This is a genomic window from Bacillus sp. FSL L8-0167 (assembly GCF_038630295.1).
Classification (GTDB): Bacteria; Bacillota; Bacilli; order Bacillales; family Bacillaceae; genus Bacillus; species Bacillus safensis.
The window spans coordinates 567,694-589,401 of the sequence record NZ_CP152027.1 but is presented as its reverse complement, the minus strand read 5'-3'; the positions used below and the strand labels follow the sequence as shown (position 1 = coordinate 589,401).

The 21,708-nt window shown below is 44.4% G+C and carries 19 protein-coding genes, 4 tRNA genes, 3 rRNA genes and 1 pseudogene; 6 read left to right on the top strand and 21 right to left on the bottom strand.

What is annotated here, in order from left to right; genetic code table 11:
* The first annotated feature begins 1 nt into the window (after position 1).
* The gene (locus MHB66_RS02935) at positions 2 to 628 is read left to right on the top strand and encodes an NUDIX domain-containing protein (protein ID WP_046314200.1); all 627 of its coding nucleotides are present in this window, start codon (positions 2 to 4) and stop codon (positions 626 to 628) included.
* Between the two features lie 38 nt (positions 629 to 666).
* On the opposite strand, the gene tatC is transcribed toward MHB66_RS02935, so the two are convergent.
* The 4 genes from tatC to moaC are packed head-to-tail and all read right to left on the bottom strand — an operon-like array spanning position 667 to position 2,799.
* Positions 667 to 1,425, bottom strand: coding sequence for a twin-arginine translocase subunit TatC (gene tatC / locus MHB66_RS02930; RefSeq protein ID WP_098676753.1), 759 nt, complete (start codon positions 1,423 to 1,425; stop codon positions 667 to 669).
* Between the two features lie 6 nt (positions 1,426 to 1,431).
* A complete protein-coding gene (locus tag MHB66_RS02925) occupies positions 1,432 to 1,611 on the bottom strand; it encodes a twin-arginine translocase TatA/TatE family subunit (RefSeq protein ID WP_008355689.1) in 180 nt (59 codons plus the stop codon).
* A gap of 27 nt (positions 1,612 to 1,638) precedes the next feature.
* Positions 1,639 to 2,292 (bottom strand): redox-sensing transcriptional repressor Rex, encoded by a 654-nt coding sequence (locus MHB66_RS02920; protein ID WP_008355687.1) that lies wholly within the window; start codon positions 2,290 to 2,292, stop codon positions 1,639 to 1,641.
* A gap of 15 nt (positions 2,293 to 2,307) precedes the next feature.
* Complete coding sequence (moaC, locus tag MHB66_RS02915) at positions 2,308 to 2,799, bottom strand: cyclic pyranopterin monophosphate synthase MoaC (protein ID WP_024424463.1); 492 nt, start codon at positions 2,797 to 2,799, stop codon at positions 2,308 to 2,310.
* Between the two features lie 138 nt (positions 2,800 to 2,937).
* Here moaC and MHB66_RS02910 point away from each other — a divergent pair, with 138 nt between their 5' ends.
* On the top strand, positions 2,938 to 4,860 hold the full coding sequence (locus MHB66_RS02910; protein WP_034283021.1) for an ABC-F family ATP-binding cassette domain-containing protein: 1,923 nt from the start codon (positions 2,938 to 2,940) through the stop codon (positions 4,858 to 4,860).
* A gap of 270 nt (positions 4,861 to 5,130) precedes the next feature.
* Here MHB66_RS02910 and tsaD read toward each other — a convergent pair whose 3' ends face one another.
* The 12 genes from tsaD to MHB66_RS02850 form a co-directional block, all read right to left on the bottom strand.
* On the bottom strand, positions 5,131 to 6,159 hold the full coding sequence (gene tsaD / locus MHB66_RS02905; protein ID WP_046314204.1) for a tRNA (adenosine(37)-N6)-threonylcarbamoyltransferase complex transferase subunit TsaD: 1,029 nt from the start codon (positions 6,157 to 6,159) through the stop codon (positions 5,131 to 5,133).
* A complete protein-coding gene (gene rimI / locus MHB66_RS02900; RefSeq protein ID WP_034283048.1) occupies positions 6,152 to 6,580 on the bottom strand; it encodes a ribosomal protein S18-alanine N-acetyltransferase in 429 nt (142 codons plus the stop codon). The genes tsaD and rimI overlap by 8 nt, the downstream gene beginning before the upstream one ends.
* A 25-nt stretch (positions 6,581 to 6,605) precedes the next feature.
* Positions 6,606 to 7,295 (bottom strand): tRNA (adenosine(37)-N6)-threonylcarbamoyltransferase complex dimerization subunit type 1 TsaB, encoded by a 690-nt coding sequence (tsaB, locus tag MHB66_RS02895; RefSeq protein ID WP_024426737.1) that lies wholly within the window; start codon positions 7,293 to 7,295, stop codon positions 6,606 to 6,608.
* The gene (gene tsaE, locus MHB66_RS02890; protein WP_034283027.1) at positions 7,276 to 7,752 is read right to left on the bottom strand and encodes a tRNA (adenosine(37)-N6)-threonylcarbamoyltransferase complex ATPase subunit type 1 TsaE; all 477 of its coding nucleotides are present in this window, start codon (positions 7,750 to 7,752) and stop codon (positions 7,276 to 7,278) included. Before tsaE ends, tsaB begins: the two co-directional genes overlap by 20 nt.
* A 13-nt stretch (positions 7,753 to 7,765) precedes the next feature.
* Positions 7,766 to 8,743, bottom strand: a complete 978-nt coding sequence (thiL, locus tag MHB66_RS02885; RefSeq protein ID WP_034283028.1) for a thiamine-phosphate kinase — start codon at positions 8,741 to 8,743, stop codon at positions 7,766 to 7,768.
* A 273-nt stretch (positions 8,744 to 9,016) separates the two neighbouring features.
* Positions 9,017 to 9,093, bottom strand: a tRNA-Asp gene (locus tag MHB66_RS02880).
* A gap of 4 nt (positions 9,094 to 9,097) precedes the next feature.
* Positions 9,098 to 9,174: transfer RNA gene (locus MHB66_RS02875), tRNA-Met, on the bottom strand.
* Between the two features lie 18 nt (positions 9,175 to 9,192).
* A 5S ribosomal RNA gene (rrf, locus tag MHB66_RS02870) occupies positions 9,193 to 9,308 on the bottom strand.
* 61 nt (positions 9,309 to 9,369) lie between these two features.
* Positions 9,370 to 12,300 (bottom strand): 23S ribosomal RNA (locus MHB66_RS02865).
* Between the two features lie 182 nt (positions 12,301 to 12,482).
* Positions 12,483 to 14,031: ribosomal RNA gene (locus MHB66_RS02860) — 16S ribosomal RNA — on the bottom strand.
* The 16S, 23S and 5S rRNA genes sit together here with 4 tRNA genes alongside, the layout of an rRNA operon.
* 177 nt (positions 14,032 to 14,208) lie before the next feature.
* Positions 14,209 to 14,282: transfer RNA gene (locus tag MHB66_RS02855), tRNA-Gly, on the bottom strand.
* A gap of 11 nt (positions 14,283 to 14,293) precedes the next feature.
* Positions 14,294 to 14,370 (bottom strand) — tRNA-Arg (locus MHB66_RS02850).
* 369 nt (positions 14,371 to 14,739) lie between these two features.
* On the opposite strand from MHB66_RS02850, the gene gltP reads away from it, so the two are divergent.
* Positions 14,740 to 15,990 (top strand): glutamate-aspartate/proton symporter GltP, encoded by a 1,251-nt coding sequence (gltP, locus tag MHB66_RS02845; protein ID WP_024425437.1) that lies wholly within the window; start codon positions 14,740 to 14,742, stop codon positions 15,988 to 15,990.
* A 35-nt stretch (positions 15,991 to 16,025) separates the two neighbouring features.
* Here gltP and MHB66_RS02840 read toward each other — a convergent pair.
* Both MHB66_RS02840 and MHB66_RS02835 read right to left on the bottom strand, forming a co-directional pair.
* Positions 16,026 to 17,045, bottom strand: a pseudogene (locus MHB66_RS02840) (S66 peptidase family protein).
* 63 nt (positions 17,046 to 17,108) lie between these two features.
* Positions 17,109 to 17,984 (bottom strand): DMT family transporter, encoded by an 876-nt coding sequence (locus MHB66_RS02835; protein WP_034284064.1) that lies wholly within the window; start codon positions 17,982 to 17,984, stop codon positions 17,109 to 17,111.
* Between the two features lie 297 nt (positions 17,985 to 18,281).
* Between MHB66_RS02835 and MHB66_RS02830 the strand changes: the two genes are divergently transcribed.
* Positions 18,282 to 19,007 (top strand): AzlC family ABC transporter permease, encoded by a 726-nt coding sequence (locus tag MHB66_RS02830; RefSeq protein ID WP_046314011.1) that lies wholly within the window; start codon positions 18,282 to 18,284, stop codon positions 19,005 to 19,007.
* Positions 19,004 to 19,330: an AzlD domain-containing protein gene (locus tag MHB66_RS02825; protein WP_034284067.1), complete on the top strand. Its 327-nt coding sequence runs from the start codon at positions 19,004 to 19,006 to the stop codon at positions 19,328 to 19,330. Before MHB66_RS02830 ends, MHB66_RS02825 begins: the two co-directional genes overlap by 4 nt.
* A gap of 36 nt (positions 19,331 to 19,366) precedes the next feature.
* On the opposite strand, the gene MHB66_RS02820 is transcribed toward MHB66_RS02825, so the two are convergent.
* Both MHB66_RS02820 and MHB66_RS02815 read right to left on the bottom strand, forming a co-directional pair.
* Positions 19,367 to 20,029, bottom strand: a complete 663-nt coding sequence (locus MHB66_RS02820; protein WP_034284068.1) for an O-methyltransferase — start codon at positions 20,027 to 20,029, stop codon at positions 19,367 to 19,369.
* Positions 20,030 to 20,177: 148 nt separating this feature from the next.
* The gene (locus tag MHB66_RS02815) at positions 20,178 to 20,363 is read right to left on the bottom strand and encodes a CsbD family protein (protein ID WP_034284069.1); all 186 of its coding nucleotides are present in this window, start codon (positions 20,361 to 20,363) and stop codon (positions 20,178 to 20,180) included.
* A gap of 126 nt (positions 20,364 to 20,489) precedes the next feature.
* On the opposite strand from MHB66_RS02815, the gene MHB66_RS02810 reads away from it, so the two are divergent.
* Positions 20,490 to 21,041 (top strand): GNAT family N-acetyltransferase, encoded by a 552-nt coding sequence (locus MHB66_RS02810; RefSeq protein ID WP_034284071.1) that lies wholly within the window; start codon positions 20,490 to 20,492, stop codon positions 21,039 to 21,041.
* Between the two features lie 4 nt (positions 21,042 to 21,045).
* On the opposite strand, the gene MHB66_RS02805 is transcribed toward MHB66_RS02810, so the two are convergent.
* Positions 21,046 to 21,633 (bottom strand): LysE family transporter, encoded by a 588-nt coding sequence (locus tag MHB66_RS02805; RefSeq protein ID WP_024425429.1) that lies wholly within the window; start codon positions 21,631 to 21,633, stop codon positions 21,046 to 21,048.
* Between the last annotated feature and the right edge of the window lie 75 nt (positions 21,634 to 21,708).

Sequence of the window (21,708 nt, the reverse complement as noted above, 5' to 3'; positions counted from 1 at the left end):
CATGGAACATGAAAAACTTCGTATATTCAATGATCAGCATGAAACAATTGGAGCTGCCGCTCGTTCAGTTGTCCACGCCCAAGGCCATTGGCATGAAACATTTCATTTCTGGCTTCTTAAAAAAGAGCATAACACCGTATATCTCTATTTTCAGCTAAGAAGTCCCGCAAAAAAGGATTTTCCTTCTCTGTTTGATATCACCGCAGCGGGCCATCTTCTCGCAGATGAACAGCCTTCTGATGGCTTAAGAGAGGTAGAAGAAGAACTTGGTCTTTCCATCCCTTTTGAGAACCTCACCTTTGCAGGTGTCATACAGGATGAAATCCATATGCCTTCGTTCATCGATCGTGAGTTCTGCCATGTGTACCTTTATATGAATCAAGTTGAGCACATGGAAGTTCATCTACAGAAAGAAGAAGTCGCTGGTCTCTACAGAGCAAAGCTGCTTGATGCGCAGCAGCTGTTAACAGGGACATTTGAAAGAATTCGAATCGAGGGCTTTCAAGTTGATGCAAATGAAGAACGACGTGAGAAAAGCATCGAAGTGGGTGTTCATGATTTTGTCCCGCATGTGCCCGCCTATTATGAGCACCTCTTTCACGCGATCAATCAATTTCTTATACAATAGAAAAAGCATCGTGATCCTCATTGGATCATGATGCTTTTTTATGAAACATAATGTTTTTCTTTCTCCTCTGTTTGCTGCATTTTGCGGTAGGTCACTCTCGAAATGATAATGCTCACTTCATATAAAACGAGCATTGGCAAGGTGACCATGAGGTGAGAAACAAGCTCTGGCGGTGTAATAAGTGCGGCAATGACAAGGAGGACAAAATAGGCATACTTCCGTATTTTTGATAAAAACATCGGTGTGATGATACCAAGTCTTGTGAGAAACATCAACACGACGGGCATCTGAAACAAAAAGCCAAATGGAAGTGTTAACTGCATCAGAAATGTAAAATACTCATGAATCCCAATGACTTGCTCTACATTTAAATCATTCGACATTCGCATCATAAAGTCGACGACAAACGGAAACAAAATAAAATAAGAGAAAGCCACACCGCTCAAAAATAAAAGCAGTGCAATCGGAATGTAAGCAAGTGTCACCTTTCTTTCTTTTTCATATAAGCCAGGACTCACAAACGCCCACAGCTGATATAAAATAACGGGACACGTCAAAACCAAAGCAATGACAAATGCGAACTGCATAAACACGTACAGTGGATCTGTAAGCTTAAATGCGTTCAGCGTGAGTGTTGCCGCTTCATCGGTATTTTGTAAATACACAATGACCGGCTTCGCGAGAAAAAAACCAGCCACCATAAAGGCGACAAAAAACATCGCAATGATCACTAAACGTTTTCGCAGTTCCACAATATGCTCCATAAGCGGCATATCTTTGACATTCATGAAGCTCATCCTATTCTACTGATCTTCTTTTTTCTTTTTTTCTTCCTGATCATCAGCTAAGCCTTTTGTGGCATTTTTGAATTCACGTAGTGTATCTCCTGCTGCTCTTCCTAATTCAGGAAGCTTTTTCGGCCCAAAAATAATGAGCGCTACAATCGCAATCAGAATCAAACTCCCAGGACCGATCGGACCCATTTGCTCCACCCCCTTTACCCCTTTTCGTCAGTCCTCCTGCGTAACAGAGTAATGCTTTAAGAAATACACAAGAGACTGAAGTTCAACCGCCAAATCTATATGATGAATTCGAATGTGTTCCGGCACATTCAATCGAGCCGGCGTAAAGTTAAGGATTCCTTTGATGCCAAGGGCAATCAAACGATCTGTAATGGATTGAGCTGCTACGGCAGGTACTGTCAAAATCGCAACAGGGATATCTCCTACCTCTTGAACATGCTCTTCAAGCTTATCCAAATCATAGACAGGCACGCCGCCTATCTCACTTCCTATTTTACTCTCATTGACGTCAAAAGCCATTGAAATTTTTGTATTATTATTTTTTATGAAATTATAGTGTAAAAAAGCAGTCCCTAAATTCCCGACACCGATGAGCATGACATTGGTCATTTCATCTTGGTCAAGGGTCTTTCTGAAGAAGGTCAAGAGATAATCGACATTATAGCCATACCCTTTCTTCCCAAGTGCACCAAAGTACGAAAAATCTCGGCGAATGGTGGCAGAATCCACTTTGACTGCATCACTAAGCTCTGCCGATGACACCCTTTGTTTTCCTGATGCATGCAGATTTTTTAAAAAACGGTAGTATAGCGGCAAACGTTTGGCTGTCGCTTGTGGAATTTTTGACTGATCTATATTCATATAAGGTCCTCCAACTTAAATATCAGATGCTCTGTGAAAATCACCGTTTTTCCCGCCTGTCTTTTCAATTAGATAGGTAGGACCGATGATCATGCCTTTATCAATCGCTTTGCACATGTCGTAAACGGTCAGTGCACATACTGAAGCAGAAGTGAGCGCTTCCATCTCCACACCCGTACTTCCTTTTGTTTTTACCTGTACTTGTATGTTCAGGATGTGCGCATTTCCGTCTTCCTCCCAATGAAAGGAGATATCCACGCCTTTTAGTGCAAGCGGATGACACATTGGAATGATGGTAGATGTTTGCTTTGCTGCCATGATGCCAGCAACCTGTGCAACAGACAGCACATCTCCTTTTCCAATTTCACGTTGCTCTATTTTATGAAACACTTCTTTTATCATACGAACACTTGAAACAGCAACGGCGGTTCTCACTGTAGACGATTTGTCACTAATGTCGACCATCTTTGCTCTTCCCTGTTCGTTAAAGTGGCTAAATTGACTCATCTTTCAACGCTCCCTCACTCAAATGATACACTATTTTTTCCTATCTGTCTTTCATTTGAATATGGCGATTGTATGTAACATTTGCCGGTTTACTGCTGATAAGCTACACTTAACATATTATAGCAGAGGTGAAGTTACATGATGATTCTACAAGTGAATCAGCTGTCCAAATCGTTTGGCGCTGATACCGTTTTAACGAATATAAAATTGGAAGTCAAAGCAAGGGATCGCATTGCCATTGTAGGTCGTAACGGCGCAGGCAAATCCACGCTTTTAAAAATCATTGCCGGTCAAATGTCTTACGAGCAAGGTGAGATCATCAAACCAAAAGACCTATCGATCGGCTATTTAGCACAGCATACCGATGTAACGTCTACACGTACGTTAAAAGACGAATTATTATCGGTTTTTGATCATTTAAAAGAGATGGAACAAGAAATGAGAACCATTGAGGAGAAAATGGCTTCTTCCACAGGTTCTGAGCTGGATGCCCTTATGAAAACCTATGACAGGCTGCAGCAGGAATTTAAAGATCAAGGCGGCTATCAATATGAAGCAGATGTCCGCTCCATTCTTCATGGACTCGGCTTTAGTCATTTCGAAGATGAGACAACCGTCCAATCCTTAAGCGGCGGCCAGAAAACCCGTCTAGCGCTTGGAAAGCTCTTATTAATGAAACCAGAACTCTTAATTCTGGATGAGCCGACCAACCATTTAGATATTGATACCTTATCATGGCTGGAGCAGTATTTGCAAAATTATACAGGTGCCATTCTCATCGTGTCCCATGACCGCTATTTCTTAGACAAAGTCGTAAACCACGTCTATGAAGTCTCAAGAACTTCGATGAAAAAGTTTGCAGGAAACTATAGTAAGTATCTTGAGCTGAAAGCAGAGCAGCTAGAGCGTGATATGAAACTCTACGAAAAGCAGCAAGAAGAGATCTCAAAGCTTCAGGATTTCGTGGATCGCAACCTGGCAAGAGCCTCGACCACAAAGCGCGCTCAAAGCAGACGCAAGCAGCTCGAACGGATGGATCGTTTAGATAAGCCTTTAGGAGACGAAAAATCCGCAAACTTTCATTTTGATATTACGAGACAAAGCGGCAATGATGTGCTGAAGGTGCATGATCTCGATATTCGTTATGATGAAAAAACACCGCTCCTATCCTCTCTTTCTTTTCAGATTAAACGAGAGGATAGTGTGGCACTCATTGGTCCTAACGGGATCGGGAAATCAACCCTTTTAAAAACGTTAACAAACACATTAACACCAGTAAAAGGCGAGATCACTTTTGGATCTCATGTCACGATCGGCTACTATGACCAAGAGCAAGCCAAACTGACATCCTCGAAAAAAGTGCTCAATGAGCTTTGGGATGATTATCCTCATATGAATGAAAAAGAAATTCGGACATGTTTAGGAAACTTCCTATTTTCCGGTGATGACGTTTTAAAGCCTGTCCATGCATTAAGCGGTGGAGAAAAAGCACGCCTTGCACTAGCAAAGCTGATGCTCCAAAAAGCCAACTTTCTTATTCTCGATGAGCCTACAAACCATCTGGACTTAGATAGTAAGGAAATTTTAGAGAATGCACTAATTGATTATCCAGGAACCATCTTATTTGTCTCGCATGATCGTTATTTTATCAATCGTCTCGCCACGAAAGTATTTGAGCTTTCGCCTACAGAAACAAGAGAATATCTCGGTGATTATGATTACTATCTTGAAAAGAAAAATGAACAACTAGAGCTGGAGGCACTTCAAGAAAATGAACCGCTTAAAATACAAGCTGCACAGCAAGCAGAAAAGGCAAAGCTTTCTTATGCGGAAGAAAAAGAGCTGAAAAAGAAAGAAAGACAAAAGCAGCGCAGAATCGAAGAAATTGAAGAACGTATTGCTGTCATTGAAGAAAAGCTCAGTGAAAATGAAAAGCTTCTATGTGATCCTGAAATTTTTCAAGATCACGAAAAGGTCCAAGACATTCAGACAGAAAATGATACGCTCAATCAAGAGCTGGAATCACTTTTTGCGGAGTGGGAAGAGCTGTCAGAAGCTTAAAGAGTGCCCTAAGGGTACTCTTTTTTCTTTCAATGAAAATTTATTATCCACAACGATACCCACAATAACTTCTTGATTATTCTTAAATACTTTGGACTTATCCACTTTATCCACAGAGTTTTAATCACATATCCACAAAAAAGATCATATTTATACACACCCTCTTCATTTTAAAACAAAATTTTCTAACAATTGTGGATATATAACGTTTACATGTGAATAAATCGCTTTCATCGAAAAATAAAAAACCCCTGTAATCCACAGGAGTTTTCATTCATATGAGACTAGTGATAACCCTGGCTGGCCATTCATCGTCATATCGCCTCTGATTCCTTTTTCAAATGCAACGGTTCCAGCAGCAGCGATCATGGCTGCATTGTCTGTACAAAGAGATAATGGCGGAATAATGACCTTCACGTCTGGCAGCTTCGTAAATGCTGAGGTTAAAGCTTCTCTTAGTCCTTTATTGGCAGCGACTCCTCCAGCTAGAACAACTTGCTTCACACCATAGGCTTCTGCTGCTTTCAATGTTTTCCCAACAAGCACCTCAATGACGCTTGCTTGAAAACTTGCGGCCAAATTCTCTGGGGCAATCGTTTCACCCTTTTGTGACGCATTGTGTAAGGTGTTGATCACAGCTGATTTTAAACCACTGAAGCTAAAGTGATAGGATCCTTCTTCAAGCCATGCACGAGGAAGCTTAATTGTCGGCTCCCCTTCATGCGCTAACCGATCAATGTGAGGTCCGCCTGGATACGGGAGACCCATCGTCCGGGCCACTTTATCGTACGCTTCTCCAGCTGCATCATCTAATGTTTCTCCGATGACCTCAAAAGATCCGTGCTCCTTCATTAAAACAAGCTCAGTATGTCCGCCAGAGACAACAAGAGCTAAACACGGAAACTCCAATTCATCAACAAGCTGGTTTGCATAAATATGCCCTGCAATATGATGAACACCTACAAGAGGAATTTGATGGGCAAAGCTCAGTGCCTTTGCTGCATTGACACCAATCAGCAGAGCACCGACGAGGCCAGGTCCTTCTGTGACAGCAATCGCATCTAAATCCTTAAAGCTCATACCCGCCTGTGCCATCACTTCTTCTAAGACGATGGTGATTTGCTCCACGTGATGCCTTGAAGCAATTTCGGGTACAACACCGCCAAATCGTTTATGACTGTCTATTTGCGAGGCCACCACATTTGCCACGATTTCCTTTCCATTTTTGACAATGGACGCAGCTGTTTCATCGCAGCTTGTTTCTAAACCTAATATGAATCGATCTGTTTGTTCACTCATTTATATTCACCCACATGACTAATGCATCTTCTCCATTATCCGTATAATAATTCTTTCGAATTGAAGCTGGTCTGAAACCGAGCTTTTCATAGAGGGATTGTGCTGGTGTATTCGAAACCCGCACCTCTAAAGAAAGATGATCTGTCTTTTTTTCTTTGCAAAATTCCATGACATGTCGAAGCAATGCTTCCCCGTAGCCTTTTCCTCTATGCTCAGGGAGAATGGCAATGTTCGTAATTTGTGCATCGTCCATGACAATCCAGACCCCGCAATACCCAACAGGCTTCTTATCTTCTTCGATGAGGAAATAATGGCTGTATTGGTTATGGAGAATCTCATACACAAACGATTCCTTTTTCCAGGGTGCTGTAAACGAATGCACTTCAATCGTATACACCTCTGGAATGTCTGCTACTGTCATTTGTCGAATCTCTGCTAGGTTAAGATTATTTTTGTCCTTCAAGCCATTTCACTTCCGCTTCTGCCAAACGAATATAGTTAGGAACAAGCTGATGGACATCTTCAGCAGGACGATCTGCGCCTAAAAATGCAAGCACTGCAGGTCTTGGGTTATGAAATGTCCCCTCTGCCAGTACAGCCGTTTCTCCTAAAATGGAGCGAATGCTCTCTTCATGAAGATGCACATCTTGCCCAAGAAATAGAACAGGCTTTCCTGTCTGCTTCAGTTCATGAAGCCAATCCGTGAGCAGGATATTTTGATCTGGTTCTACCTCTTTGATCTTACCCTTTTCAAACATATATAGTCCGGTATAAACTTGGCCTCTTCTCGCATCAAATAGAGGTGAGATATATCCATCAAAATATTGGCCATTTGCCGCAAGTGTTTCTAAACTCGAAACAGCTGATATCGGGATAGACAGGGTCCACGCAAGTGTTTTTGCGATGGTAACACCGATTCTGACGCCAGTGTAAGAACCAGGTCCTTTTGCTACAACGATTTTGCTTAGTTCGCTTGGTGATACACCACATTCTTTCATCAATGCTTCAACAGTAGGCATCGCTCGGACGGAATGGTTCTTTTTTAAATACGTAATGCTCTCGCCAATCACAGTGAAATCTCTTACAAGAGCAATTCCTAGTGTATGGTTTGATGTATCAATGGCCAGTATGGTCAAATTCTTTCATCTCCTTACAAAGGGTCTCATAACGCTCCCCTTTTGCATCAAACGTGAGATGCCGTTCTTCTTCACGTTCTGTTCTCAGCATTTCTATTTTTAAATAGGAAGAAGGCAATTGAGGCTCAATAAGATGTGCCCATTCAACCAAGCATATACCTTCACCCTCAAAATATTCTTCGAGTCCGATCTCTTCATCTGCATCTTCCATGCGATACACGTCCATATGATAAAGTGGCAGTCTGCCATCAGTATATTCTTTAATAATTGTAAAGGTGGGGCTGTTGACGATACGGGTAATTCCTAAGCCTTCCGCAAAACCTTTTGAAAAAGTGGTTTTGCCTGCACCTAAATCTCCTTCTAATGTCAATACATCGCCTGGCATCACAAGTTTGGCCAAAGCAGCGGCAATTCGTTTCGTCTCATCCGCACCTTTTGTCGTCCATGTTAATTTCACCGTTGATGTCACCTCATTTCTTAAAATGATTATATCCTTTTTTCATTAACATTGTTTGTTGATCATTGTCTTTTAACATAACACTGGCTGCTTGATCATCTTTGACTTGTCCAATACGTGTGACCTGAATGCCTTCTTTTTGACATTGCGATTCAAAGCTTTCCCAATTAGATTCTGGTATCGTACCAGTTAAAACAAAGTCTTCTCCCCCAAATAACACCCATTCAAGCCAGTCTTTGCGCAGCACCTGTAAATCTGGATGAATTGGAAGCTTATCAGCTTCTATCTCGATCATCACACAGCTCGCTTCGGCTATCTCATTCAACTCACTCGCTAATCCATCACTTACATCATTCAAGGTGACCCGCGGGAAACTTGAACAAATGTGTCCAGCAGCAATATGAGGCTGAGGCATTTTATGACGCTTAAGAAAAAAATCAGCATCGACCGCCTTAGAAGGGGCTGCTTTGTTCATTAAGATTGATAACCCAGCAGCTGATGAACCGAGTTCACCTGTGACAAAGACAACGTCTCCAGTCTGAGCACTGTGACGATAACAAGCTTTTCCCTTTGAAACCTCACCAATCACCGTCACGGTAATAACAAAGTCACTGCGGGTGGCCACTGTATCTCCACCAATTAAATCCATATGATAAGAGTCAGCCAACGCTTTCATTCCCTCGTAAAGTTCCGTGACGATTGTCTCATCACCATGAGGCGGGATCGCAATTGAAACAAGATAATACTTTGGGGTCCCTCCCATTGCAGCGATATCACTGACATTGACTGCCACTGCCTTAAAGCCAACTTCAAATGGTGTGGAAAAGTCAAAACGAAAATGAACATGCTCCACCATTGTATCAACACAAACGACCTCTTCACAATGTGAATGAGGTTGATAAACACTTGCATCATCACCGATGCCCATGATCAAAGAGCGCTGATATGTATCTTTTGGTGTGATTCGGCGAATAAGATCAAATTCATCCATAAAAAGACAGCCCCTTCTTGCAATCAATTGGTTAAGTAGACATGAGGTCAAACACAGTTAGTATTAGTGTAGCGAATATAAGTCTCAGTTCCAACTAAAAATGATATAAAGAAAGCCTGGTGTGAAAAAACCAGGCTGAGTTGAGGTAATCTATCTATTCTTTCTTATAGTGTAGCCAAACACAAATCATTTCATTGCAACTTGGGCACTTGTAGAAAGAAAAAGACATAAAAAAAAACGAAACTATACGTTTTCGTTTACAAGTCATAAAAATGGCGGTCCGGACGGGACTCGAACCCGCGACCTCCTGCGTGACAGGCAGGCATTCTAACCAACTGAACTACCGGACCATTTTGGTTGCGGGGGCAGGATTTGAACCTGCGACCTTCGGGTTATGAGCCCGACGAGCTACCGAACTGCTCCACCCCGCGATGATATAAAGATAACAAGCTTGGCGGCGTCCTACTCTCACAGGGGGAAACCCCCAACTACCATCGGCGCTGAAGAGCTTAACTTCCGTGTTCGGTATGGGAACGGGTGTGACCTCTTCGCTATCGCCACCAAACCTGATGGAGAGAATGTTCTCTCAAAACTAGATAACAATGTTCATGCTTCACATTAGAATATAGGTTAAGTCCTCGATCTATTAGTATCTGTCAGCTCCACGTGTCACCACGCTTCCACCTCAGACCTATCAACCTGATCATCTTTCAGGGATCTTACTTCCTTGCGGAATGGGAAATCTCATCTTGAGGGGGGCTTCATGCTTAGATGCTTTCAGCACTTATCCCGTCCGCACATAGCTACCCAGCGATGCCCTTGGCAGAACAACTGGTACACCAGCGGTGCGTCCATCCCGGTCCTCTCGTACTAAGGACAGCTCCTCTCAAATTTCCTGCGCCCGCGACGGATAGGGACCGAACTGTCTCACGACGTTCTGAACCCAGCTCGCGTACCGCTTTAATGGGCGAACAGCCCAACCCTTGGGACCGACTACAGCCCCAGGATGCGATGAGCCGACATCGAGGTGCCAAACCTCCCCGTCGATGTGGACTCTTGGGGGAGATAAGCCTGTTATCCCCGGGGTAGCTTTTATCCGTTGAGCGATGGCCCTTCCATGCGGAACCACCGGATCACTAAGCCCGACTTTCGTCCCTGCTCGACTTGTAGGTCTCGCAGTCAAGCTCCCTTGTGCCTTTACACTCTGCGAATGATTTCCAACCATTCTGAGGGAACCTTTGGGCGCCTCCGTTACATTTTAGGAGGCGACCGCCCCAGTCAAACTGCCCACCTGACACTGTCTCCCTGCCCGATAAGGGCAGCGGGTTAGAAGGTCAATACAGCCAGGGTAGTATCCCACCGATGCCTCCACCGAAGCTAGCGCTCCGGTTTCCAAGGCTCCTACCTATCCTGTACAAGCTGTACCAACATTCAATATCAGGCTGCAGTAAAGCTCCACGGGGTCTTTCCGTCCTGTCGCGGGTAACCTGCATCTTCACAGGTACTATAATTTCACCGAGTCTCTCGTTGAGACAGTGCCCAGATCGTTGCGCCTTTCGTGCGGGTCGGAACTTACCCGACAAGGAATTTCGCTACCTTAGGACCGTTATAGTTACGGCCGCCGTTTACTGGGGCTTCAATTCGCACCTTCGCTTACGCTAAGCGCTCCTCTTAACCTTCCAGCACCGGGCAGGCGTCAGCCCCTATACTTCGCCTTACGGCTTCGCAGAGACCTGTGTTTTTGCTAAACAGTCGCCTGGGCCTATTCACTGCGGCTTCTCGGGGCTTTAACACCCTAAGAAGCACCCCTTCTCCCGAAGTTACGGGGTCATTTTGCCGAGTTCCTTAACGAGAGTTCTCTCGATCACCTTAGGATTCTCTCCTCGCCTACCTGTGTCGGTTTGCGGTACGGGCACCTCTCACCTCGCTAGAGGCTTTTCTTGGCAGTGTGGAATCAGGAACTTCGCTACTAAATTTCGCTCGCCATCACAGCTCAGCCTTTACGGGAAACGGATTTGCCTATTTCCCAGCCTAACTGCTTGGACGCGGATATCCAATACCGCGCTTACCCTATCCTCCTGCGTCCCCCCATTGCTCAAATGGTGAGGAGGTGGTACAGGAATATCAACCTGTTGTCCATCGCCTACGCCTTTCGGCCTCGGCTTAGGTCCCGACTAACCCTGAGCGGACGAGCCTTCCTCAGGAAACCTTAGGCATTCGGTGGACGGGATTCTCACCCGTCTTTCGCTACTCATACCGGCATTCTCACTTCTAAGCGCTCCACCAGTCCTTCCGGTCTGGCTTCACAGCCCTTAGAACGCTCTCCTACCACTGTTCGTAAGAACAGTCCGCAGCTTCGGTGATACGTTTAGCCCCGGTACATTTTCGGCGCAGAGTCACTCGACCAGTGAGCTATTACGCACTCTTTAAATGGTGGCTGCTTCTAAGCCAACATCCTGGTTGTCTAAGCAACTCCACATCCTTTTCCACTTAACGTATACTTTGGGACCTTAGCTGGCGGTCTGGGCTGTTTCCCTTTCGACTACGGATCTTATCACTCGCAGTCTGACTCCCAAGGATAAGTCATCGGCATTCGGAGTTTGACTGAATTCGGTAACCCGGTAGGGGCCCCTAGTCCAATCAGTGCTCTACCTCCGAGACTCTTACCTTGAGGCTAGCCCTAAAGCTATTTCGGAGAGAACCAGCTATCTCCAGGTTCGATTGGCATTTCACCCCTACCCACACCTCATCCCCGCACTTTTCAACGTGCGTGGGTTCGGGCCTCCATTCAGTGTTACCTGAACTTCACCCTGGACATGGGTAGATCACCTGGTTTCGGGTCTACGACCACGTACTCATGCGCCCTATTCAGACTCGCTTTCGCTGCGGCTCCGCATCTTCTGCTTAACCTTGCACGGGATCGTAACTCGCCGGTTCATTCTACAAAAGGCACGCCATCACCCGTTAACGGGCTCTGACTACTTGTAGGCACACGGTTTCAGGATCTATTTCACTCCCCTTCCGGGGTGCTTTTCACCTTTCCCTCACGGTACTGGTTCACTATCGGTCACTAGGGAGTATTTAGCCTTGGGAGATGGTCCTCCCGGATTCCGACGGAATTTCACGTGTTCCGCCGTACTCAGGATCCACTCTGGAGAGAACGACATTTCAGTTACAGGGCTGTTACCTTCTTTGGCGGGCCTTTCCAGACCTCTTCGCTTATATCATTCCTTTGTAACTCCGTATAGAGTGTCCTACAACCCCAAGAGGCAAGCCTCTTGGTTTGGGCTGTTCCCGTTTCGCTCGCCGCTACTCAGGGAATCGCATTTGCTTTCTCTTCCTCCGGGTACTTAGATGTTTCAGTTCCCCGGGTATGCCTTCTCATACTCTATGTATTCAAGTATGGATACTACTCCATTACGAGCAGTGGGTTTCCCCATTCGGAAATCTCCGGATCAAAGCTTGCTTACAGCTCCCCGAAGCATATCGGTGTTCGTCCCGTCCTTCATCGGCTCCTAGTGCCAAGGCATCCACCGTGCGCCCTTTCTAACTTAACCATTTCTTACTTTAGAAAGAATCACTATGTGTGATGAACTTTGCATTGCATTCAATGTGAATGTATTACTTATTGTTATCTAGTTTTCAAAGAACAATCCTGTCTCGCTAGAGACATGTTTTGAAGGAATGATCCTTCAAAACTAAACAAGACGAAAACGTACGCTGCTCCATATATCCTTAGAAAGGAGGTGATCCAGCCGCACCTTCCGATACGGCTACCTTGTTACGACTTCACCCCAATCATCTGCCCCACCTTCGGCGGCTGGCTCCATAAAGGTTACCTCACCGACTTCGGGTGTTGCAAACTCTCGTGGTGTGACGGGCGGTGTGTACAAGGCCCGGGAACGTATTCACCGCGGCATGCTGATCCGCGATTACTAGCGATTCCAGCTTCACGCAGTCGAGTTGCAGACTGCGATCCGAACTGAGAACAGATTTATGGGATTGGCTAAACCTTGCGGTCTTGCAGCCCTTTGTTCTGTCCATTGTAGCACGTGTGTAGCCCAGGTCATAAGGGGCATGATGATTTGACGTCATCCCCACCTTCCTCCGGTTTGTCACCGGCAGTCACCTTAGAGTGCCCAACTGAATGCTGGCAACTAAGATCAAGGGTTGCGCTCGTTGCGGGACTTAACCCAACATCTCACGACACGAGCTGACGACAACCATGCACCACCTGTCACTCTGTCCCCGAAGGGAAAGCCCTATCTCTAGGGTTGTCAGAGGATGTCAAGACCTGGTAAGGTTCTTCGCGTTGCTTCGAATTAAACCACATGCTCCACCGCTTGTGCGGGCCCCCGTCAATTCCTTTGAGTTTCAGTCTTGCGACCGTACTCCCCAGGCGGAGTGCTTAATGCGTTAGCTGCAGCACTAAGGGGCGGAAACCCCCTAACACTTAGCACTCATCGTTTACGGCGTGGACTACCAGGGTATCTAATCCTGTTCGCTCCCCACGCTTTCGCTCCTCAGCGTCAGTTACAGACCAGAGAGTCGCCTTCGCCACTGGTGTTCCTCCACATCTCTACGCATTTCACCGCTACACGTGGAATTCCACTCTCCTCTTCTGCACTCAAGTTTCCCAGTTTCCAATGACCCTCCCCGGTTGAGCCGGGGGCTTTCACATCAGACTTAAGAAACCGCCTGCGAGCCCTTTACGCCCAATAATTCCGGACAACGCTTGCCACCTACGTATTACCGCGGCTGCTGGCACGTAGTTAGCCGTGGCTTTCTGGTTAGGTACCGTCAAGGTGCGAGCAGTTACTCTCGCACTTGTTCTTCCCTAACAACAGAGCTTTACGATCCGAAAACCTTCATCACTCACGCGGCGTTGCTCCGTCAGACTTTCGTCCATTGCGGAAGATTCCCTACTGCTGCCTCCCGTAGGAGTCTGGGCCGTGTCTCAGTCCCAGTGTGGCCGATCACCCTCTCAGGTCGGCTACGCATCGTCGCCTTGGTGAGCCATTACCCCACCAACTAGCTAATGCGCCGCGGGTCCATCTGTAAGTGACAGCCGAAACCGTCTTTCATCCTTGAACCATGCGGTTCAAGGAACTATCCGGTATTAGCTCCGGTTTCCCGGAGTTATCCCAGTCTTACAGGCAGGTTACCCACGTGTTACTCACCCGTCCGCCGCTAACATCCGGGAGCAAGCTCCCTTCTGTCCGCTCGACTTGCATGTATTAGGCACGCCGCCAGCGTTCGTCCTGAGCCAGGATCAAACTCTCCGAGGTATGCAGGATGCATATCACACATGCGTTGCTACACGATGTAGCGAACTTAGCATGTGATCATTTCCTGCCTCGCCAGTTTGACTGACTACCTATGAAGTATCATAGGATTTTTTTAATAAAAACTCGAATTAACAGGTACGTTTTGTCTTGTTTAGTTTTCAAAGATCATGTTCAAAATGGAGCGGGTGATGAGAATCGAACTCACGACATCAGCTTGGAAGGCTGAGGTTTTACCACTAAACTACACCCGCGTGGTTTGTATTGGCGCGCCCGAGAGGAGTCGAACCCCTAACCTTTTGATCCGTAGTCAAACGCTCTATCCAATTGAGCTACGGGCGCTTAATCAGGCGACTTAATTATCTTAACATATCGTTTTTCTTAAGTCAACATCTTTTTAAAATTTGTTTGCCGCATGTGTGTGAACGTCTGCGTTTCAAATACGTCATCAGCGACGAATAAAAATATACCATGAATCACATAAAAGGGTCAATACATTTTTCTAAAAAAGTTTCATGTTTTTTAAAATTGATTTTTTCTTAGATCAATAGACATGTAATAGCCCTATTTTCTTCTCTTTCTTCATAATTCCAATGATTCTTAAATAAAATCTTTCTAAATACAAAGGAGGACAAAACATGGCCACATAGAATTTTTATTTATTGGAAAATTCTTAATACTTTTCCAGACATTTAAAGGAGGTAGGAGATGATGAAAAAGTTTATCGCTTTTCAAATCATGATCGCTTTGGTGATAGGAGCTCTTATCGGCCATTTCTTCCCTGACTTCGGAATGGCACTCAGGCCAATTGGAGATGGATTCATCAGGCTGATTAAAATGATCGTTGTTCCAATCGTTTTCTCTACCATTGTTATTGGTGCAGCCGGCAGCGGCGGCATGAAGAAAATGGGCAGTCTTGGATTAAAGACGATCATTTGGTTTGAGGTCATCACAACCATCGTTCTTGGGATCGGATTATTATTGGCAAACGGGCTAAAGCCTGGGGTTGGCCTCGATTTCTCTAAATTAGCTAAGAAAGATATTGGGGAATTAGATGGTTATACTGAGAAGGTCGTTGACTTTAAACAAATGGTATTAGATATCATTCCAACCAATATCGTCGATGTTATGGCTCAGAATGATTTACTTGCTGTCATTTTCTTCGCCATCTTATTTGGTGTAGCGGCAAGCGGCATCGGTAAAGCTTCTGCTCCTGTTCTCACCTTCTTTGAATCAGTGGCACAAATCATGTTTAAGCTCACACAGATGGTGATGGTGACAGCACCTATTGGGGTTCTTGCATTAATGGCTGCTTCTGTCGGCCAATATGGCATTGTTTTATTAATCCCAATGATGAAGCTTGTCGGGACTGTATTTTTAGGATTATTCATTATTCTCTTTGCTTTATTCCCTCTGGTCGCACTGATCTTCCGTTTTAACTACTTCGAAGTATTAAAAATGATTTGGGATTTGTTCCTTGTTGCCTTCTCTACTACGAGCACTGAAACTGTCCTTCCTCAATTGATGGAACGAATGGAGAAATACGGGTGTCCAAAAAGAATCGTTTCCTTCGTGATTCCATCTGGTCTTTCTCTCAATTGCGATGGATCAAGTTTATATTTATCGGTTGCCTGTGTATTCCTTGCACAAGCGTTTGGTGTAGACATGAGTCTGTCACAGCAGCTTTTGATGATGCTGGTTCTTGTATTAACGAGTAAAGGTATTGCAGCTGTGCCATCCGGTTCACTCGTTGTTCTTTTGGCAACCGCTCATGCAGTCGGTCTTCCAGCAGAAGGCGTCGCCATCATAGCCGGTGTTGACCGAATTATGGATATGGCACGAACAGGCGTGAATGTTCCAGGGCATGCCGTAGCATGTATTGTCGTATCTAAATGGGAAAAAGTATTCCGTGAGTCAGCGTGGGAAGTTCCTAAAGCGGGTGAAGAAACAAAAGGGATGTAATGTTATATGAAGGAAAGGGTTCACCCTTTCCTTTTTTATGCTAAAAATGTTTGCTTTAGTACGGCTTTTCCTTGAGGTTGCAGCTGCACTTCTGCATAAGCCCCATTAATCAGCGTCATTTGCGGCGGGACATGCCCACAATCTATATCGTAAAAAATGGGGATTTGTAGTTCCTTTTGTAATTCTTCATATACATCCTGATACTGATACCCTTCAACAGGCACATCTACTGCACTTCTCCCAAACATCATACCTGAACAGTGATCAAACCACCCTGCTAGTTTTAATTGAACAAGTGATCTCTTCACGCTTGCAGCATTTAATTCACAGTTTTCGAAATACCAGAGAATTGGTTCATCTTTTATGAATATTTTCTGAAAAGTTTTGACGTCCCCATAAGGTGTCCCTGCTAAATGACGTATGACATCAATGCAGCCACCCAGCAGTCTTCCCTTTACTGTCTTTTCTTGTTGATCAATCGTATGCCATGAGGTCGATTCTGTTAAATGAAAGACATGTTTAATCGGATCGTCACGCTTCTATTCCTTTTGATACATAGATGAAGAAAACTGACTTATGTCCATTTCGCCTTTTGTTGAAAGTACTTCTTCCCACATGACAGTCGTTTGATCAAGTTCTTCTCCCTGAAGATCTACTAAGTTCGGCCCATGCGCTGTAGCAATGCCTGTTTTTAATGTCAACGCCAGCAGGAGTGCACTCGTATCTGAGTATCCTAGAATCCACTTTTTTTGCATGGATGAGAAATCAAGGTGCTCTAACACTTCCATAAGCAGCTGTCCTCCCCATGGCGGGATGATGTGATCAATCTCCTCACATGTCATCATGTACTGAAGTTCGTTTGCTCGTTCTATCGCAGGCGCAGATTTTGCCTTTTCCTGCTGCCAGACCGTCTCTCCACATATGACATCATAACCTCTATGTTTCATTCGTTCAAATGAAAGCTGAAACATGTCATGCAAAGATGGCTGTACACCTGAGGAAGGTGCTGTGACGCCAATTGTTTGTCCTTTTTGCAAATGCGGAAATTGTATCATCCTGTTTCCCTTTCCCTCTCTCATTTATAAAGAAGATGCCCCTGTTAAAAGGGACATCTTCTTTTATTCCTTTTGACGCAATACAGTATAGACTCCTGCAAAGATACACAGAATCCCAATGAATGAGCGTATCCCCATCTCTTCACCTAAAAGCAGCCAGCCAAGAGCTGTCCCTACGATCGGTTGAAAGAAGAAGAACAGACCGCCGCTCGAGGCATCCATCAATTGAAGCCCTCTATTCCACAAAAAGAATGCTAGAGCTGTTGAGATGATGCCTAGATAGAGAATACCGCCCCAAATCTCTGGCCTGGCCATCTGCTCCACATCTAGATGAGGTAAACGAAATAAAGCAGGTGGTGTTAAGACAATGAATGCAATGATGATCGCATATGTGGTCGTCACGACTTGAGGGTATTTTCCTGGAACTCGTTTCAGCAAAACAGACATCAGCGCCCAAGTTAAAGCAGCGAAAACTAATGAAAGACCGCCAACAAATTCATCTGTTTGCACTGCGACTGGTCCAATCATGAGCCATACACCTGCTGTCGCAAGCAGGATGGATGCGCACTTTCGAACAGTCATGGCTTCTTTTAATAGAAAGAACGCAAACAGCACCATAAAAGCAGGGGTCGCAGATGTAATCACAGCCCCCATTTGTGCCGACGTATACATGGTGCCAATTTCTTGGGTCACAATTGATAGGAAATTTCCGATCAATCCGATCATGACAACAAGCGGGATATCTTTTTTATCTAATCGAAAGGAATAGCCCAAGCGCCAGATGGTGCACACCAGCACGATTCCTGCTACAGCATATCTCATCCATACAAGCTCAAGCGGCGGAACCACCGCTACTGTTACTTTGACAACAACGTACATGCCGCCCCAAATACTTGCAGCGATTGCTAGGTAAAGGGCGCCTATATATTTTTCCTTCATCTTTTCCCCTCCGTTACTGGATATATTGACCGCCATATCCACAAACGGAGATCACTCTCCGTTATGGACGGAGGGTGTTTGGTACATCATGTTCAAATAAAGGCTTCCATAGCATTGTCGTCACCTCATTTGTTTTTATTTTCAGACTACTTTATAACAAATTCTCGTTGACTTCAATCCTTTTTTGTCACCATTTTTCTTCATATAATAGAAGATAAACGGGTATTGACATGCTGAATTCGTTTTCATATAGTAAGTAAAACTATTGGTGGCCACGGAGAAAAGGAGTAGAGGACGTTGGATATTGAAGCGAGGAAACACATTCCCAGCACGGAACATGAACCGTTTCTTGAGGGAATAAAAGATTGTGTGCCAACCCTGCTCGGTTATATGAGTATTGGGTTTGCCTTCGGAATTGTTGGAATTAGCGCACAGTTAAGTATATGGGACATTGCGCTTTTATCGATTTTTATTTACGCAGGTGCTTCACAGTTTATTATCTGTGCACTGCTTGTGACAGGGAGTCCCCTTTCTGCCATTATTTTCACCACATTTATTGTGAATCTGCGTCATTTATTGCTCAGCCTGACGCTTGCTCCTCATTTTACACGCTACTCTGTGAAACAAAATATTGGGTTCGGTCTTTTGCTGACTGATGAATCCTTCGGTGTAGCGATGAATAAATTAGCGCAGCAAGGAAAGCTGAATAACAGGTGGATGCACGGACTGAACATAACGGCGTATTTATGCTGGATTGCAGCCTGCATAATTGGCGGCATTTTTGGACACTGGATTTCAAATCCTGAAGCGCTTGGTCTTGATTTTGCTTTATCAGCGATGTTTGCCGCACTGCTAGTCCTTTCGTTACAGACAGTACCCAAAAATAAGTTAACTCATCGCCTGTCGCTTGTGTTGTATATGGTCGTTGCCATGTTTGTTCTGCTTCATTTTGTTCCATCACATGTGGCTGTTCTCATAGCTACTGTACTTGTCGCAACCATTGGGGTGGTGACAGATAAATGATCAGCAGCTTTATGTTATGGCTCATTGTTGGTTGTATGATCGTCACCGTCATTCCGAGAGTCGTACCCTTTATATTTGTACGGAGTATTCAGCTGCCTGAAGTGGTGCTGAAATGGTTATCGTTTATTCCTATTTGTATCTTTGCAGCTTTGATTGCAGAGCATCTCTTCATCCATACAACAACAGGCACAGGCGTCACTATCCACTGGATGTATCTGGCTGTCTTGACTCCTACTGTACTCATTGCTGTTTGGACAAAAAGCTTGTCACTTACTGTTCTTGTCGGCGTCATGCTGATGGGCACTGCTAGATGGTTTTTCTAAAAGAAAAAGCTTAACCACATGTGGTTAAGCTTTGTTTCATTTGACGATTCCGTATACAAATCCATCATAACCTTTTTCCCCAACAGTTTGAATCGCTGTTGCCTCTATTCTCGGCTCTTGTTTGAGTAAATCGAAAAATTCACGAGTTCCTTGTACTCGTTCATCCTCATCAGAGTCATGAAGGACGGCTCCATTTCTGACAACATTGTCTGCAATAATGACTGTTCCCTTTTTCGAGAAATCTAACGCCCACTTCAGATATTTCGGATTGTTCGGTTTATCTGCATCAATGAAAATCAAATCGAATGGAAGTGCAGCCTTCTCTTTTAACTGAGATAACGTATCTAATGCCTTTCCTTCCAAAATGCTCACCCGTTCTGATAAGCCCGCTCTGCTGATGTTTTGCTGTGCGATCTGTACATGATGGCTGACAACCTCTAACGTGATGAGTTCCCCATCCTCTTCAAGAGCACGGGCCAGCCAAATAGTACTGTATCCACCGAGTGTCCCGATTTCTAAAATGCGCTTTGCATTCTTCGTTTTTGCTAATAAATAAAGCATTTTCCCTTGGGCTGGTGACACATCAATTTCTGGCAGACCCGCTTGCTTATTATGAGTAAGGGTTTGCTCCAATACATCATCTTTAGGGATCAGCTTGTCTGTGATATACTCGTCGACTTTCTCCCACACGTGCTCCATTTCATCCATCTCCCTTGATTATGTCTTCTCTCTCAAGTCTACATGATGATCGTGAGAGCGTATAATCAATTCTTTTCACATATCTATTCATTTTTTTGATGAAAGACATGTGATGAGGAATACATGAAGCAACCTACTAGTTTCGGTTCTACTCGTTCAGCTTATTTTTGACATCCCCTTTTTTATCTTGAAGCTTTCCTTTTGCTTGATCCTTTTTCCCTTCTGCTTTCAAGTTTTGATGATCGGCTGCTTCACCAAGCTTTTCTTTGACTTGACCTTTGACTTGATTTGTTTTTCCTTTCGCTTTATCCATATGTCCTTTTTCTTTACTCATTTGTTCCACCTCCACGTTTGATACTATTCATTTAGCCTTTTTGAAAGATACAAAACATCTGAGTGTGCGATGTACACGTTTCAGGTATGATAGACATACTGGAAAGAAGGGTGGGTGTTCTCATTAATGATCATCTCTAAAAAGATATTCACAGTTCGTGGGTTGACCTATCATATTCGGTCCGCTTCAGCGGCTGATGCCAAGCAGTTATCAGCTCTCAGACTGAAAATCGATGGTGAAACAGAATATTTAGACCGTGAACCAGGCGAAGCCTTTCTTGATGAAAAAGCATTTGAGGCTTTGATTCAAGAGGATACTAAACAAAGCCGGCATTTATTTTTGGTCGCTGCTATTGAAGGAAAAATTGTCGGTTTTTCAAGATGCGAGGGCCATTTACTCAAGCGATCTGCTCACAAAGTGACATTTGGCGTCGCCATCCAGAAAGATGCTTGGGGCTATCACATCGGGAAAGAGCTTTTAGCCGCTTCGATCGACTGGGCAGATCAGCAGGGTATTCAGAAGATGTCACTTCAAGTGCTGGAAACGAACAAAAAAGCCATTCGGTTATATGAGAACCACGGCTTTTTGATTGAAGGCGTATTAAAAAACGATAAACGGCTGAGTGACGGATTATATTATGATACTGTTGTGATGGGCAGACAGCGGCCAAGCTCCTGACTACTTACATCACATAGCCCCATATCATTGAAATCGCACTGTATATCAGAAGCAGCCCCATCACATACTGGAACGGTTTTTCGTAAGCAGTCAAAAAACGCTTATACAAAGAGCCAAATAAGCTCCAGCTGAATGTACCGAGAAAGCCAATGAGTGCGAGAATCAGCGTCCATATGACATACTGCATATTAGATTGTCCATATGGCAAAACAAATGTTGAAATCACAGTCAATCCATACAAAATCGCTTTTGGGTTGATAAATTGCAGCATCATACCAGGGATAAAATGATTGTAGCGATCAAGTGTTTCGTCATCCCCGCCTTTACTTTTCATGATTTTGACCGCTAAATAAATCATGTATGCAGCTCCGATGAACGCCATAACCCAGCCTATTTTCGGCATCACTTGATAAAGAATGAGATTAAAGAAGCAGCTCAAACACAAAATAACGAGAAATCCGATACCCACACCTAAACAAAAGCGAAATGTTTGCTTGACCCCGTATTTATTCGTAAAGACCATGGCCATGATGTTGTTGGGCCCTGGGGTAAAGCTGCTAACAAAAGCATAGATCAACATGGATACAATCAAAATGCCGCCTCCCTTATACGTTATATAGACTTTAATTACTTTATTGCGTATGTTGTGTTTTATTGTAACGTTCGG